14 protein-coding genes are annotated in these 13,843 nt (G+C 57.8%); 4 read left to right on the top strand and 10 right to left on the bottom strand.

Features of this window, described 5'->3' with window-relative positions; genetic code table 11:
- Nucleotides 1-8: 8 nt before the first annotated feature.
- The 5 genes from JK213_RS10265 to JK213_RS10245 form a co-directional block, all read right to left on the bottom strand.
- Nucleotides 9-1,100, bottom strand: a complete 1,092-nt coding sequence (locus JK213_RS10265; protein WP_211571392.1) for a glycosyltransferase — start codon at nt 1,098-1,100, stop codon at nt 9-11.
- Nucleotides 1,097-1,858: a lysophospholipid acyltransferase family protein gene (locus JK213_RS10260; protein ID WP_349291795.1), complete on the bottom strand. Its 762-nt coding sequence runs from the start codon at nt 1,856-1,858 to the stop codon at nt 1,097-1,099. The genes JK213_RS10265 and JK213_RS10260 overlap by 4 nt, the downstream gene beginning before the upstream one ends.
- Complete coding sequence (locus tag JK213_RS10255) at nt 1,855-3,387, bottom strand: NAD(P)/FAD-dependent oxidoreductase (protein WP_211571391.1); 1,533 nt, start codon at nt 3,385-3,387, stop codon at nt 1,855-1,857. Before JK213_RS10255 ends, JK213_RS10260 begins: the two co-directional genes overlap by 4 nt.
- Nucleotides 3,374-4,981: an NAD(P)/FAD-dependent oxidoreductase gene (locus tag JK213_RS10250; RefSeq protein WP_211571390.1), complete on the bottom strand. Its 1,608-nt coding sequence runs from the start codon at nt 4,979-4,981 to the stop codon at nt 3,374-3,376. The genes JK213_RS10255 and JK213_RS10250 overlap by 14 nt, the downstream gene beginning before the upstream one ends.
- 130 nt (nt 4,982-5,111) lie before the next feature.
- Entirely contained in the window at nt 5,112-6,236 is a 1,125-nt protein-coding gene (locus JK213_RS10245) for a zinc-binding alcohol dehydrogenase family protein (RefSeq protein ID WP_211571389.1), read from the bottom strand.
- A gap of 105 nt (nt 6,237-6,341) precedes the next feature.
- On the opposite strand from JK213_RS10245, the gene JK213_RS10240 reads away from it, so the two are divergent.
- Nucleotides 6,342-7,235 carry an AraC family transcriptional regulator gene (locus JK213_RS10240; RefSeq protein WP_249200528.1) on the top strand — a complete coding sequence of 298 codons (894 nt, stop codon included), beginning with the start codon at nt 6,342-6,344 and terminating at the stop codon, nt 7,233-7,235.
- Nucleotides 7,236-7,534: 299 nt separating this feature from the next.
- On the opposite strand, the gene JK213_RS10235 is transcribed toward JK213_RS10240, so the two are convergent.
- Genes JK213_RS10235 through JK213_RS10220 form a run of 4 tightly spaced genes read right to left on the bottom strand, consistent with a single transcriptional unit; the run spans nt 7,535 to nt 10,315 of the window.
- Nucleotides 7,535-7,825: a ferredoxin family protein gene (locus JK213_RS10235; RefSeq protein ID WP_211571388.1), complete on the bottom strand. Its 291-nt coding sequence runs from the start codon at nt 7,823-7,825 to the stop codon at nt 7,535-7,537.
- 35 nt (nt 7,826-7,860) lie between these two features.
- Complete coding sequence (locus tag JK213_RS10230) at nt 7,861-8,766, bottom strand: SDR family oxidoreductase (protein WP_211571387.1); 906 nt, start codon at nt 8,764-8,766, stop codon at nt 7,861-7,863.
- The gene (locus JK213_RS10225; RefSeq protein WP_211571386.1) at nt 8,763-9,473 is read right to left on the bottom strand and encodes a TetR/AcrR family transcriptional regulator; all 711 of its coding nucleotides are present in this window, start codon (nt 9,471-9,473) and stop codon (nt 8,763-8,765) included. Before JK213_RS10225 ends, JK213_RS10230 begins: the two co-directional genes overlap by 4 nt.
- 53 nt (nt 9,474-9,526) lie before the next feature.
- Nucleotides 9,527-10,315 carry a helix-turn-helix transcriptional regulator gene (locus tag JK213_RS10220; RefSeq protein ID WP_211571385.1) on the bottom strand — a complete coding sequence of 263 codons (789 nt, stop codon included), beginning with the start codon at nt 10,313-10,315 and terminating at the stop codon, nt 9,527-9,529.
- A 145-nt stretch (nt 10,316-10,460) separates the two neighbouring features.
- Between JK213_RS10220 and JK213_RS10215 the strand changes: the two genes are divergently transcribed.
- Complete coding sequence (locus JK213_RS10215; protein WP_211571384.1) at nt 10,461-11,363, top strand: ketopantoate reductase family protein; 903 nt, start codon at nt 10,461-10,463, stop codon at nt 11,361-11,363.
- A 237-nt stretch (nt 11,364-11,600) separates the two neighbouring features.
- Here JK213_RS10215 and JK213_RS10210 read toward each other — a convergent pair whose 3' ends face one another.
- A complete protein-coding gene (locus JK213_RS10210; RefSeq protein WP_249200526.1) occupies nt 11,601-12,332 on the bottom strand; it encodes a helix-turn-helix domain-containing protein in 732 nt (243 codons plus the stop codon).
- A gap of 194 nt (nt 12,333-12,526) precedes the next feature.
- On the opposite strand from JK213_RS10210, the gene JK213_RS10205 reads away from it, so the two are divergent.
- Entirely contained in the window at nt 12,527-13,408 is an 882-nt protein-coding gene (locus JK213_RS10205) for an NAD(P)-dependent oxidoreductase (protein WP_211571382.1), read from the top strand.
- 46 nt (nt 13,409-13,454) lie between these two features.
- Nucleotides 13,455-13,843, top strand: a 389-nt coding sequence (locus JK213_RS10200; RefSeq protein WP_211571381.1) for an NADPH-dependent FMN reductase, incomplete at its 3' end; no start/stop codon positions are given.

Genomic DNA, 13,843 nt, shown 5'->3' with positions numbered 1-13,843 from the left:
TAATTTCATCATACAGACCCCCGTGGATAAGACCGCCCCCGCCAGCGCGGCGCATGGCCAAGACATCTGCCAATCAACGCCTGCCACTGAAGCAGCAGCAGCAGTGCTGTTCCAAGGGGCGCCAGTACAACAGTGCCCCAGCCCTGCCGGAAGCGGTACGAAATCAGCCCCCGTGTCAGAAGCGTCATCCCGGCCGCCAGCCGGGAGACCGGGGTTGCAGGCAGTACGAAGGGAAGAATCTGCGCTGCTCCGAGCAACACGCTCCAGACCGGAAGCCCCCGGGGCGTCGCCATGCCTTCCGTCGCGTTTTTCAGAAGCCCGTTCCAGACATCCGCCCCACGGCGGTACATCCGGCACGAGGCGAGATCCGTCGCATCAAACAGCATCGTCCGAAACCCGTGCCCCCGGAACTGTCGCGCAAGGGCAAGCCCGTCATGCAACCGGTTTCGGACGGCAGCATGCCCCCCGCTGGCCTGATAGGCTTTGCGTCTCACCAGAACGAGTTGCCCGCAGGCCGCAGCGAAAGCAGGCTTCCGGCCGGTATCGAGTACCATCGGCAGATACCCCAGCAGCAGGACATGGATAAACGGCAGGAGCAGCCACTCCAGAAATGTCCGCGTCACCTGCCGCGGCACACCACTGAGAAACGAAACATCAGGCTGCTCCGCCATCAGGGCGGAAAGCCGCGCCAGCGCATCGGGCTGCAGCCGCACATCCGCATCAACAAACAGCATCAACCCGTACCGCGCAGCCTCCCCGAGCACCGCACAGGCATGCGTTTTGCCGCACCATCCTTCCGGAAGATCGGGCGCCTGTAACACGCGCAGACGCGGATCATCGCAGGCCCGCAGAATCTCCAGCGTCCTGTCGCTCGAATGGTCATCAAGCACGATCAGTTCCAGCTCCACGCCCTGACTGGCCAGAACCGTATCAATCGCTCCCTGAATGGTTTTTTCTTCATCCCGCGCCGGAATCAGAACGGAAATTGCCCCATGTCCGGATGCGTCCGGAAGCCTGCGCAACCTGCCCAGATTCAGCAGCGTCATAACGAATGGCAGAAGAGCCGCGCCGAATGCCAGTTTCTCAAGCTTTCGGGTCATGGATCATGCCGTGGCTGAAAATTCTCCCGCCGCCCCCACTGCCGGGCTCTGCGCCCCATATCATAAAGGCCGCCGATCCCTGCCCGCCCCTGCACAAACGTCGTAAAGCGTGCTGCATCGCGCGTACACGCATCGCGCGCCAGCGCATCCATCGTTTCCGTCAGAGCGGCCTCCATGCGCATAGTCACACAGCGCACACTCTCCCTCTCACCCACAGGCACCGGGGCGCCAAATCTGAGCAGAAGCTCCGGCCGGTTCTCGTTCCAGAATGGATATTCGATCGCCAGCGGCACAAGCCGGACCGAAGGAATATGCCGCACCAGATGCGCAAACCCCGGCTGAAGCCGGACGGGCCGCACACGGCAATCGGCAAAGTCTCCCTGAGGCGTGATCCACAGGACATGCCCCTGCTGCAGTACATCCCGCGCAACACGAACAAACTGCCGGAGCGACTGCGGATCATTAGGATCAATGGGGATAAGCCCGGCCTTTTCCAGCAGCGGGTATCGGCGCAAGGCCGCCGCTTCCATCGGGCCATAGCCATGACAGTGCCCGAAAAAATGATGTTGCAACCATGCAAAAACCGCAGGATCCCACCATCCCGGATGGTTTGCACACACCACGAGAGGTCCGCGATGACGCAGTGCCTCTGCATCTCCCGACAGCCGGACCGCATTGAAACCGCGCTGAATCCCCCGGCGCATGCCCCGCGACACAAGTGCGGCCACCAGCGGATGCCGCCCCCCGGGCGCTGTCACGAGACGCGGGCTTTCGTCATGTCCTGATCGGCGCAGTCCGCCGCGATCCATCCCGACATCAGCGCCATCGGCATTCCCGCTCCGGGATGCGCAGAGCCGCCTGCAAGATAAAGCCCCGGAACATCTGCTGAGCGGTTCGCAGGCTTGAACGCCCCGTTCAGACGCCCGTGGCTCGCCAGACCATAAATTGCCCCACGTAACGTGGAATAACGTTCCTGAATATCGAGCGGCGTCAGATGATGTTCCACCCTGATCCGCTCCTCCAGATCAGGCATTCCTCCACAGCGCTTCAGCTTGTCGAGAATGACCTGCCGGTATCCCGGAAACATGTCCTGCCAGTTCTGACCGCGGTGGATGTAAGGGGTGTGCACCAGAACATACAGCGCCTCGCCCCCTTCCGGTGCGACCCCGGGGTCGGTCCGTGACGGTGCCGCAAGATAGCAGGTCGGGTCCGGCGCAGGCACGCCCCGGCGATAGATGGCGTCGAATTCCTCTTCCGGATCGTCGGAAAAGACGAAGTCATGATGCGCCAGATGATCATAGGCACGATCCAGCCCCAGATAGAGCACCACACCCGAACACGCTGGCCGGCGCCGCTTCCAGTGCCGCTCAAACCCTGCGGTCGGAACATGCGCCAACAACTCCCGCATCGTGCGCACACTGTCCATGTTGGAAACGATCGCATCTGCCTCCAGAACATCACCCTGCGCCGTCAGAACGCCACAGGCGCGCCCGGCCCGCGTCAGGATCCGCTGCACCCGAATTCCCGTCCTGAATTCGACACCGAGTTCCTCGCCAAGCCGGACCAGCGCTTCCGGAACGGCACGGGTGCCCCCCATCGGATACCAGACCCCGTCATGACTCTGCATATCGGCAATACCAAGCAGTACCGCTGGTGCCTGAAATGGATCAGAGCCCACATACTGCGTCAGATGATCCAGCATCTGCGCCGCCTGCGGATTATGGATGCGCTTGCGGATTTCCCGCGCGAACGTGGAATCCATCCGCAGCCGAAGTACATCCTGCAACGTCGCAAGCGTGAACGACGTGCGCAGATCCATCGTATCCGCAATGCCGCCCACGCTTTTCCAGAAGAAAAACCGTTCGGACGTCTCATGCAGCTGACGGCTGGTTTCCATCAGGTCGCGATACCCGTCGCCATCCCCTGCACACAGGCTTTCCAGAACCTGCGCCATCCGCTCCGCATTTTCTTCCAGATCAAGCGTCTGCCCGTCCTCGAAAAAGCAGCGCCACTGCGGATCAAGCCGCCGCAGATCCAGCCGCTCGTGCATATCAACGCCCGCTTCGGCGAAAACACGCTCCAGCACACGCGGAACGGTCAGGATGGTCGGCCCCATATCGAAGCGGTAGCCGCCCTCCCGCCATTCCGCAGCCTTGCCCCCCAGCCAGTCATTGACCTCAAGCACGGTCACTTTATAGCCACGCGCCGCCAGCGTGCAGGCCGCTGCAAGTCCGCCCAGCCCGGCTCCGATGATAATGACGGACGACTTGTGTTCAGGACGCGACATGGGTGGCCCCTTTCCGGGAACGCCGGTTGAAAAACGCAGAACCCCTGCGAGGCGCAAGATCGCGGATCACCAGGTCGCTGCTGATCCGCGCACCCTCGAAAATCACCGGAAGCCCGCTTCCCGGATGGGTTCCGCCCCCCGCCAGATAGACGCCCTGAATATCCTCGAAACGGTTGTGCGGCCGCCGGTGCAGCATCTGACCCAGATTATGCGCCAGATTGAAAACCGCCCCCTTGTGAACGTCGTAACGCTCCTCCCAGTCGGCCGGCGTCAGAATCTTCTCAAAGCGGATCCGCTCCTCGATATTCGCAAAACCGGCCTTCTCCAGACGCGCCATCACGAGTTTGCGCGCCTGCGCCCGTGTTTCATCCGTCCAGTCCACACCCCCGTCACGCAGATGCCCCACCGGCATCAGGACATAGAGCGTGGAATGGCCCGCCGGCGCCTGCTCCGGATCGGTCACGCAGACGTTCTGGATGTAGAGAGACGCCTCCTCGGACAGCATTTCCCCTGCCTCGATTTCAGCGAAGTTCCGGTCATAGGATTCCGACAGGAAAATCGTGTGGTGTCCCTTGTCCGGGACACTGCCCTCAATTCCAAGATACATCATGAAGGTCGAGCAGGAATATTTCTTCTGCTCGATGGACGTGTTCTTCCACCGGCGCCGTTTGCGGTCCGGAACCAGCTTCGTCATCGCCCGCCCGAAATCGGCATTGATGACGACGGCATCCGCCCGTTCAGGCCCCTGATCGGTCAGCACACCGGTTGCGCGCCCCTTGCGGGTCAGAATCTCACGCACGGGCGTGTTCAGACGGATCTTAACCCCAAGCCGTTCCGCCGCCTGCCCCATGGCCTCCATGACGGCCATTGTGCCCCCGACGGGATGATAGATGCCGTATTCATGCTCCATGAAACTCAGGATCGTAAAAAGGCTCGGACATCTGTAAGGCGACATGCCGAGATATTTGCTCTGAAACGAAAAGGCGAGCCGTGTCCTCGGATCCCGGAAATACCGGCTCAGATCCCGGTCAACCGAGGCGAGTGGCCGCAGTTTCGGAAAAGCCCGCAGCATGTCAGGGCGCAACAGATCCAGGATACTGTTGAAAGGCCGCTGTAAAACAGGAATGAAGTTCCGGAACTTGGCACGGTTATCGGCAATGAACGCCCGGACCTGTCTGGCATCCTGCGCATCGATCCGCGCAATCTCACGCTCCAGCACCTCAATGTCGGACGTGACAGTCAGAGAAGGGCCGTTTTCAAAAACCAGATCGTAGTTTTCATCAAGTTTCTTCAGGGTGATCGTGTCTTCCATCCGCAGTCCGCAGCGCGTGAAGATATCCCGAAGGATCTGCGGATAAAGAAAGAAGGTCGGGCCGGTATCGAACCGGAACGCCCCGGCTCCTGTTTCGCCCTCAATGGCGGAAGACCTGCCCCCGAGCTTACCGTGCCGCTCATAGAGCGTCACGTCCGCACCGGCATGGGCCAGCAGCATTGCCGAAGCCAGGCCGCCCGGCCCGCCCCCGACAATCGCAATCCGCCGATTGTGGAGAGAGCCAGACTTTGTGAGCGTTTTGGCGATCGCATCGTTTTCCAAGTTTTGGTCTTTTCCACTCGAGACAGAATTTTTTCTCAAAACAGAGACGCGATGAAACGCTGTATTTTGCCTCTGCAAGAACTCGTCAGACGCCCGTTCGTTGCATGTCGGTTCTGTTTTGAATCGGCCGTTATCGTGGCCCTAGGGTTACAACCAGTTTTCTGGCCGAAACGCCCTTACGCTGGCGTTCGAGTGCTTCTGGAATTACTTCCAGGCCGTGCCCGACAATTTCTGGCTCAGGCGCGGGCCTGAACTGCCCGCTTTCAAGCACCGACGGCAGGAATTCCCTGTAAATCATAGGACCGACGTCATTATGGAGTGCACTCCCACCCCAGATGAATTTTGTTTTTACACCTTTGCGTCGGGCTCTCAGAGTAAGAGAAATATTTCCGGCCACTATCCACATCAAGGCAGGAATTAGTTTTTGCCAGCGTCCACGCCCTGCCGGAATTTCGTCGAAAGACCCAGGGGGCGTTGCCAATGCGATAAAGCGCTGCCCTTTAGAGGCACCCAGAATATCAATACAGGCTTTGGCTGATCCGGTGCCGATCGTCAGAGCCCCGCAGACCTCCCGTCCACGCAACTCCTCAATCATGACCGAAGGTGTCGATGGGCAGTGTCGATCATAAACGACACGGGCGCCCAGACTTTTCAGATAGGGTGCATTATGTAGAGATGACGTCGTAATGACATCATAGCCCGCTGCAACCGCAAGCTGGATTGCATTGCATCCTACGCTTGTGGAACCTCCCCATACGATCAGCGTCTGACCCGTTGACACAGGCTGCGTGGAGGGATGTCGCATGCCTAGAAAATCAGACTGGAACAGGCCCGAAGCAGCAGTTGTCAGGGCAAGAGGCAAAACGCTTCCTGCTTCAAAGGATAGGTCGTCCGGAAGCGGGGTCGTCATTTTCTCCAAGAGAATGACCTGCTCCTGAAATCCCCCTTCGGCAGACCTTCGCCCCTTTTCCGCTCCGGCAGCAAAACCTGCGACCCGATCTCCCACTCTGAAACGTGTTATATTTGAACCGACCGCGATGACTTCACCGGCGACATCTGAACCCAAAATGGCCGGATAAATCATATAGGGTGTGATGATATCGCCCACGGACTGGATGAGCCGTTCAAACGGATTAACCGCAACGGCACGCACGGAAACGAGAATTTCATCCGTACCGGGAGCGGTGTCCGGAACAGCGCGGATCTCGAACAGACCACGCTTCTTGCCAAGAATAAGGGCTTCATGACTGGGCATGGAATACTCGCATCGCGTTTCAGAATGGTCTTTTTTCTAGCGAATGCCTCTTGTACGATCCATGTTTTATAATCCGGTTTTTCGTCGCAATCGTACAGGGGCTTTATGGATCCACTTTCTGAAATTCTCCGGCTCCTTGAGCCTGACAGCTACGGTTTTCGTGGCCTGAGCGCAAAGGGAGAGTGGTGTCTGGAATTTCCAGAAGGACCCGGTCTGAAATGTCAGGTCATACAGACAGGGACATGCTGGGTTGAGGTGGACGGTCTTGATGGTCCCGTTCAGCTGGAGGCGGGAGATCTAGTCCTCTTGTCAGGCCAACACGCTTTTCGGACTTACACGAACAGAACCATTTTGCCTCGAAATGCCTACGATGTTTTACTGTCCGTGCCCGCCGGCCATACTGCCGTATTGAATGGTGGAGGACATGTCCTCGGCGTAGGCGGGTTTTTCAAGTTTAGAGCGCCCTATGCAGAACAAATGCTCAGTGAGCTTCCACCCCTGATACACATTAGGCCTGATGCGTCGGGAAACATGATGAGATGGGCCATCGAGCAACTGATGTCTGAATTACGTCATCCGGTAATAGGAGGAGAACTCCTTGCGACTCATCTCGCTCAAATGCTCCTGATTCAGGGACTTCGGCTGCATATTATTAACAGCACTCAGGGTGTTGGCTGGCTATATGCTTTGCGCGATCCACGGCTTCACGCCGTCCTATCCGCGATCCACAAAACTCCGCAAATCCAATGGACGCTTCAAAGTCTTGCAGGAATTGCCGGAATGTCACGGACCAGCTTTGCGGCCCATTTCAAAGCAACAATTGGCGAGACCTGTATGAACTATTTGGCCAAATGGCGCATGACGGTTGCAGCACGCCATCTTGCCAAAAAGGGAATAAGTGTAGGACGCGCTGCTGAACTGGCTGGTTACAATTCCGAAAGTGCCTTCAGCGCGGCATTTAAGCGCGTCATGGGGCAGTCACCGTCAGATTTTCGTTGAGATAAGGGATTACCCAAAAGTATATTTTACATGCACCTGGAATGAACAAGCATCAAATTACAAGGTCACAATCACTCAAATAAAATCGCCGGTTCCTGTTCCCCTGATTTACCTGCCGGTTCAGTGATACAGGAGCAGACAACCGGCTACCTCTAGAAATATTTATCGACTTTGAAAAATTTGCCCGTAATCAGGACGCTGATTATACAGGTAAATACTACTCTAAAATGTGGCTCTGTATCAAGCTAACTATGCCTGCCGAGCACGGTTTCAAGAGCCAGCCGATCTGTTTCTGCGCGTCAGACTTTCACAAGTTTGATGGCGCGCTCGGGACAGGCCTTTACACCGAGACCGCAGGCACGGCACTGATCGGCATAAGGCGTATACGCGACCATTCCCCCATGAACGCGGCTTTTGATCTTTCCGACAAAGGAGAGCTCACGATAGTCAGAACGGTCGATCTTTCGAACCTCGAAAACATTGTAAGGGCACACGGCGACACAGGCGTCTTTTCCCTCACAGCGATTGAAATCCACAATCGGGACGACCAGCCCTGTCCGACCTTCTTCCAGGCATTTAGGTATGCTCATCGCTCTTTCCCCGTTTCTGGTCGTTTCGATACCCTTCATTTGACGCTCTGCTGCAAATTCCGACTTTGCCGGAGCCCCCGCGCGAACATCTCAAGCGTGGTCGTCGGCCTTCCCAGCTTTTCCCAGGTCTCCTTGGCGCAAAACGGATCTTCGTGATCCCCGAAATAGGCAAACAGATGCGCCACGAATTTCATTTTCGGATTGAAAAGACCGATCATCCGCATGACCCAGAGTGGGGCCACGCGGATTTTGAGAGAGGGATCGTAGTTTTTTACAAACCGCTCCAGCGCCTGTCTGACGGAGATCGCCTCCGGTCCCTGCACGGGACAGTGTTCCGGCATTGCCTCAGGATTCTGGAACGCCTCGACCACCCATCGCGCGTAATCCGCGGCGCTGATCCACCAGATCCTGACGCGCGTATTCCCGATCCACTGGATCGCGCGTCCGCTGATCATGAAAGGCAGTAATTCCATGAAATGCGTCGGCGCGAAGAAGGTATGACGGATACCGGTGTCCGTGATGATCTTGTGCCCTTCCATACGGATGATATTGGGCACGACATTATGTTTGATGTGTCCAAGTGCCGGCGGATAGGCGCCAAGAGCGCCGATCTTGGCAATATACCGGATATCCAGCCCCTGTAGCGCCGTCATCAGGTTTCGCACCCCCTCGCGCTCTTCATAGAAAGGAAGGTTCGGGTCTGCCGTTTCGGTCGCGAGATTGAGATAAATGGCATCTACCCCATCGAGAGCCGAGCGCAGCCCCGGAACCTCCCGCAGATCGGCCTGAACGATCTCGACAGTGTCTGGAAGCATCCTGCGCGCCTTGTCCGGCGAGCGGACAATGGCGCGAACCTCGAAATGTCTAGCCAGTTCTGTCGCGACCGGCGCGCCAAGCCGACCCGTCGCACCAATGACAGCTATTGTCCTGATCGGTTTCATGGGGTGTCCTGATCCATCAATGCAAAAGTTGTCCTGAGTTTTTCAGGATCGTAATGCCGGTTTATGGTGGTGCTTCTGAGGCCGATCCCGCGCAGCAGGAAACGGACCGTGTTTTCGATCAGCTTGGCGCGTGTCACGCCGTATTCAACGACCGTGATGTCGGGCAGGCTGATCAGATGCAGCGTGTTCGCCAGATGATGGACGAACCAGATCTCGGCACTCCCGGTCTCAACACCGTCCTCGACATCGCCTGCGTCCTGCGCAGCCCGGAAAGATCGTTCAAAAACGCCGATCCAGGGTTTCACATGCCGGTCGAGGAAAGCCTTTGCGAACTGTCCGTCGCCCAGCAGACTAGCCGTGACCAGCCGCTTGGTATCGTCGTGAGACTGCCCATCGCCGATGCCGGGGAAGACCGCTTGGACAAGCAGGGCCACGCCTGTGACCAGTGTTGCTGTCGAAGGTATTGCCTCCGCGAGAAGACGACTGCCGACAGCGTTGGCTTCTACGCAGTGGGCCTCAAGTTCTGCATAAAGCACCTCCTTGCTGGCGAAGTGTCGGTAAAGAAGGGCTTCGGAGACACCCGCCGCTCTGGCGATCTCTTTCGTAGTCGCACCCTCCCGACCAAGCCGGGCGAAAACGGGAGCCGCCGCTGACAGGATCGCCTGCCTACGATCCGTCGCGGAAAGTCTGGATGGACGTGATGGCATGGTTTCTCCTTACGGAGAATTGGTAAGTGAATACTCACTTATATGCAAGCGCCTTATGACACCTCGCCGTATATGACCAGAATCAGGTCCGGGCGCCCATCGACTGCGAAGGTTGAAACCTCAAAGGCCTGGGGACCATGAACAGGATGATGGAACATCTTGGCGCCATGCCCGAACGTATGAACCGTCCTGTCCTGCCACAGCGCCCGGAATTCAGGACTGGCAGCGCAAAGCTCCGCCACTAAAGGCTCGACCGCCTCCGATGCACCTGCCCGGGCCGTATCCATCCTGAAACTGCTGACGATGAAACGGGCAGCATTTTCCCAATCCGGATGAAGCATCCTGCTGCGCGGGTCGAGAAAAATCAGCCGAAGAATATTGCGGTGTTCGGGCGGGAGGAGCGCAAAATCCGTCATCAGTTCCGTGGTCGCACGGTTCCATGCGACCATGTCCCAGGTTGCGGTGCGGATAAACGCCGGACTGGAATCAAGCCTGTCGAGCACGCGTTGAAGTCTCGGCGTGACATCCGTGTCCTGCCGATAACGTGCCTCGGGCGATCGCCCCAGCCCGAGAAGGAAAAGATGCTCGCGTTCGGCGTCGGTCAGCATCAAGGCACCAGCAAGACGCTCCAGAGCCGCCGCCGACGGCATGCCGCCCCGGCCCTGCTCAAGCCGAGTGTACCATGTCACGCTCAGCTTCGCGCGGTGCGTCACCTCCTCGCGACGCAGGCCCGGGGTTCGTCGGCGGGTTGCCGGGAATCCCAGTACGGCAGGATCAAGTTTCTGGCGTGCATTGCGAAGATAGAGACCAAGCGCCTTCTCACTGGCGTGCAGGCTGCTCATCCTGTTAGTTCCTATACCCCTGTAAGTTCACGGCTTTACCGGTGTATCTGATCCCATTCAGTCTGTCCTCTTTCGGAAATACTGTCCGGATCTCAATCCTGATTCGGGCTGGATCTTGTTTCCCGGAAACGCAGGGGCACAGCACATGAGCATATCTTCCAATAAGTCTTCACCACTGCGCATCGCCATTCTGGGCGGCGGACGGATCGGCAGCGCTTTCGCCTTTCATTTCGCGCGAAACACGAGGCATGAGGTCACGATCATTGCCCGTCCGAATTCTGCGCGCCTTGCACAGTTGCAACGGGATGGAGGGATCGTGACAACGACGCATGAGCACGCCTCAGCGACCATCTGCGACACGCTGGATGGAAACATTCCGTATGATCTCCTGCTTGTTACGGTGAAAGACTACCAGGTGAGATCGCTTCTGCCGGCGCTCACGCGCTCTGCCGACCGGAAAATCCATTTCATGTTCATGACGTTTGAACCGGACCGTCTCCGGCAGGCGGTCGGCCCTGAACGTACCGTGATCGGCATGCCCTTTATCCAGTCCGATTTCGATGCGAACGGCCATCTCAAGATGTCCGTCGGAAAGCGCGAGACGCTGACCAACGACCCGGAATGGGCACATCTTTTCAGGGCTGCGGGGTTGCCAGCCCGGCACGAGCCTCAAATGGCCCTGTGGCTTCGCTGTCATGTTCCGCTGGGTGCCGCTTTCGAAAGCGTTGCCGTTGCTGGCGTGCAGCGTGGCAGAGGCGCTTCATGGAGCCGTGCCCAAACCCTGGCTCTTGGTGTCCGCGCCTGCTTTGCCATGATCCGGAGCCAGGGATATGAGATTTACCCGAAGGACAAGGCGAGACTGGAAAAACTGCCGGTTTCCATCGTGACAACTATGCTTTGGGGGCTGTCGCGTGTTCCAACGTTCCGCACGCTTCTGGCGACTGGAAAAGCCGAGTGCTGCGCTCTTGTAGACGACATGCTGGAATCAGCGCCCACGGCTGCCCAGTCAGTCGAGGCCAACGCCATTTGCGCGATGAAACCAGAATGATAACCTGATCCTTTTACCGATATGAGGTCTCAGGTTGTCACCACACATGCTGTAGTGCGCATGGCCACTTGCAGATAATTTTTATTAATACCGGACAGGCAGTAATCGCCCTCATATAAGTCAGGCAATACGTATGAATGATTTACCAAGAGCAGATATAAGCCACTTTCTAACCATTGATATGGTGCCGTAACCAGTAGGTTATCCAAGATCTGATCTGAGATGGGCAAATAAACTTTACGAACCTTTGTCACTCGACCTGCACATTTTCATATAGGCTGCGGGACTATGCCCCGTGATCTTCCGAAATATTGCCGCGAAGGCACCTGGACTTTCGTAACCGACATCAAGTGCGACGCTTGTAACCGCCTCCCCGCGTGCAAGTCTTTCCTGGGCATTGAGGATACGCAGCCGCTGACGCCAGGCCGTAAACGGCATTCCCGTCTCAGCCCCGAAATGCCGGACGAAGGAACGCACTGACATGGAAGCCTCGATCGCCCAGTCCTGCTGCTCGCGCGTGTCGGCCGGATTTTCACTCAGCGCATCAGCCACACGACGCAGGCGGCCATCCGTCGGAAACGGCAGGGAAACCGATGCGCGGGGCAAGGATAAAAATTCATCCCAGAAACTCTCGGCCAGACGGGCGAGACTATCGCTCCAGGATTGATCCGACGCACAATGCGATAGCCGTTCGGCTTGCGCGATCAGGAGGGGCGTACCCCGCACGAGAAACGGCTGGGCGGATAACATCGTGGAGCGTGCCTGATCGATGAACAGGCTCCATCCGCGCACGGCGCCGTGCGAACGGGCTTTATGGCACAGATAAGGTGGCATCCACAAAGCCTGGCCGGGGCCAATCAGCCAGTATGCCTCTTCCGTCCGCATACCCATCACCCCATGCCCGATCCCGAAGATCTGACCACGGGAATGGGCATGAAGGTCCGCCGTCCGGCGAGTTTTCTGCTGCATGTGCCCTCCCAACAGCCAGGGAAGGCCCGCATCTGGACCGTCCATACAGGACGGAATTAGGGATGATCTGGCGCGCATGAGTCGAAATGTGGCTTACGTGATGAAGCACGCCAAGCCCCGCCTTTTTAAAATCTCACATGAAGCGACACGGGCCCCCTGAGGATCTCGTGCAACCACAGCAAAGAGACATCATCATGAAAATCGGATTTATCGGACTTGGCGCCATGGGCCATCCTATGGCAAGACGCCTTCTCGATGCGGGACATCATCTCGTCGTCTACAATCGAACAGCAGCCAAAGCAGACGATCTCGTGGCTATGGGAGCGGTCCTGGTGGAAACGCCCGCCGCCGTCGCCTGGGAAGTCGATATCGTCTTTTCCATGATGTTCGACGATGCGACTACCCAGGAAACAACGTTCGGCAAGGACGGAATTGCGGCCGGTTTGTCGTCAAAGGCCATTCACGTCTGCTGTAGCACGGTCTCCCTCGCCCAGGCGCGCCGTCTGCGCGACGGTCATGCGGAGCGTGGGCAGAGTTATGTCAGCGCCAACGTTCTCGGGCGCCCGCCCGCGGCAGAAGCGGGGGAACTGTTTGTTATGGCGGCGGGAAGCCGTGACGCACTGGATCGCCTGGAACCGGTGCTCAAGTGCTTTGGACCGCATATCTTCCGGATGGGCGATGACCCCATACAGGCCAATCTCGCCAAGCTGTCGCTGAATTTCATGATCTATTCGACCATCGAGCAAATGGCGGAGGTGTTCGCGCTCAATGAGAAAGCCGGAACCGACCCCCGCGTGATCTTCGAGGTTATGACGGGCAGCTTCTACAATGCTCCGGTCCACAGGAACTACGGCAAGCTGATGGTCGAGCACGATTACGACTATCCCGGCGCGCCGGTGACGCTCGGTCTGAAGGACGTCAGTATGTTCATGGATGCTGGAGGCGACTATGGCGTTCCGCTGCCTTATGCCTCTGTTGTCCGCGATCGCCTGCTGAGTGCGATCAGCGCCGGAGATGCCAGTCGCGATTTTGTCGTGATGCTGGAACGTGTGCGGCAAGAGAGCGGCCTGAAGTAGGATGGACGGTAACCACGCGAACACATCTGGAGGCTTGGCCGCAAAAATGACGAAGCAGGTTCTGGTGATTATGGGCAGTGTGCGGGCCCGGCGTCATTGCCCTGCCATCGCACGGTGGGTTTCCGAAGTCAGACAGGAAAGGACCGATCTCGCCATCGAGATCATCGATCTCGCGGAATGGTCGCTTCCGATGGACGACGAGCCCGGCATTCCGGCACTTGGGCTTTACAAGCAACCCCATTCAAAAGCCTGGAGCGAGAAGGTGGCGCAAGCGGATGGGGTCGTCTTCGTGACACCCCAATATAACTGGGGGTATCCCGCCGCTTTAAAGAACGCAATCGACCATTGCTATCTCGAGTGGAAAGGAAAACCCTTGATGATCGTCACCTATGGCGGTCATGGCGGCGGGAAGTGCGCGGCGCAACTGCATCAGGT

This window comes from Gluconobacter sp. Dm-44, assembly GCF_018256175.1.
Taxonomy (GTDB): domain Bacteria; phylum Pseudomonadota; class Alphaproteobacteria; order Acetobacterales; family Acetobacteraceae; genus Gluconobacter; species Gluconobacter cadivus.
The sequence above is the reverse complement of the archived record's forward strand: the minus strand, read 5'-3'. Positions and strand labels throughout refer to the sequence as shown.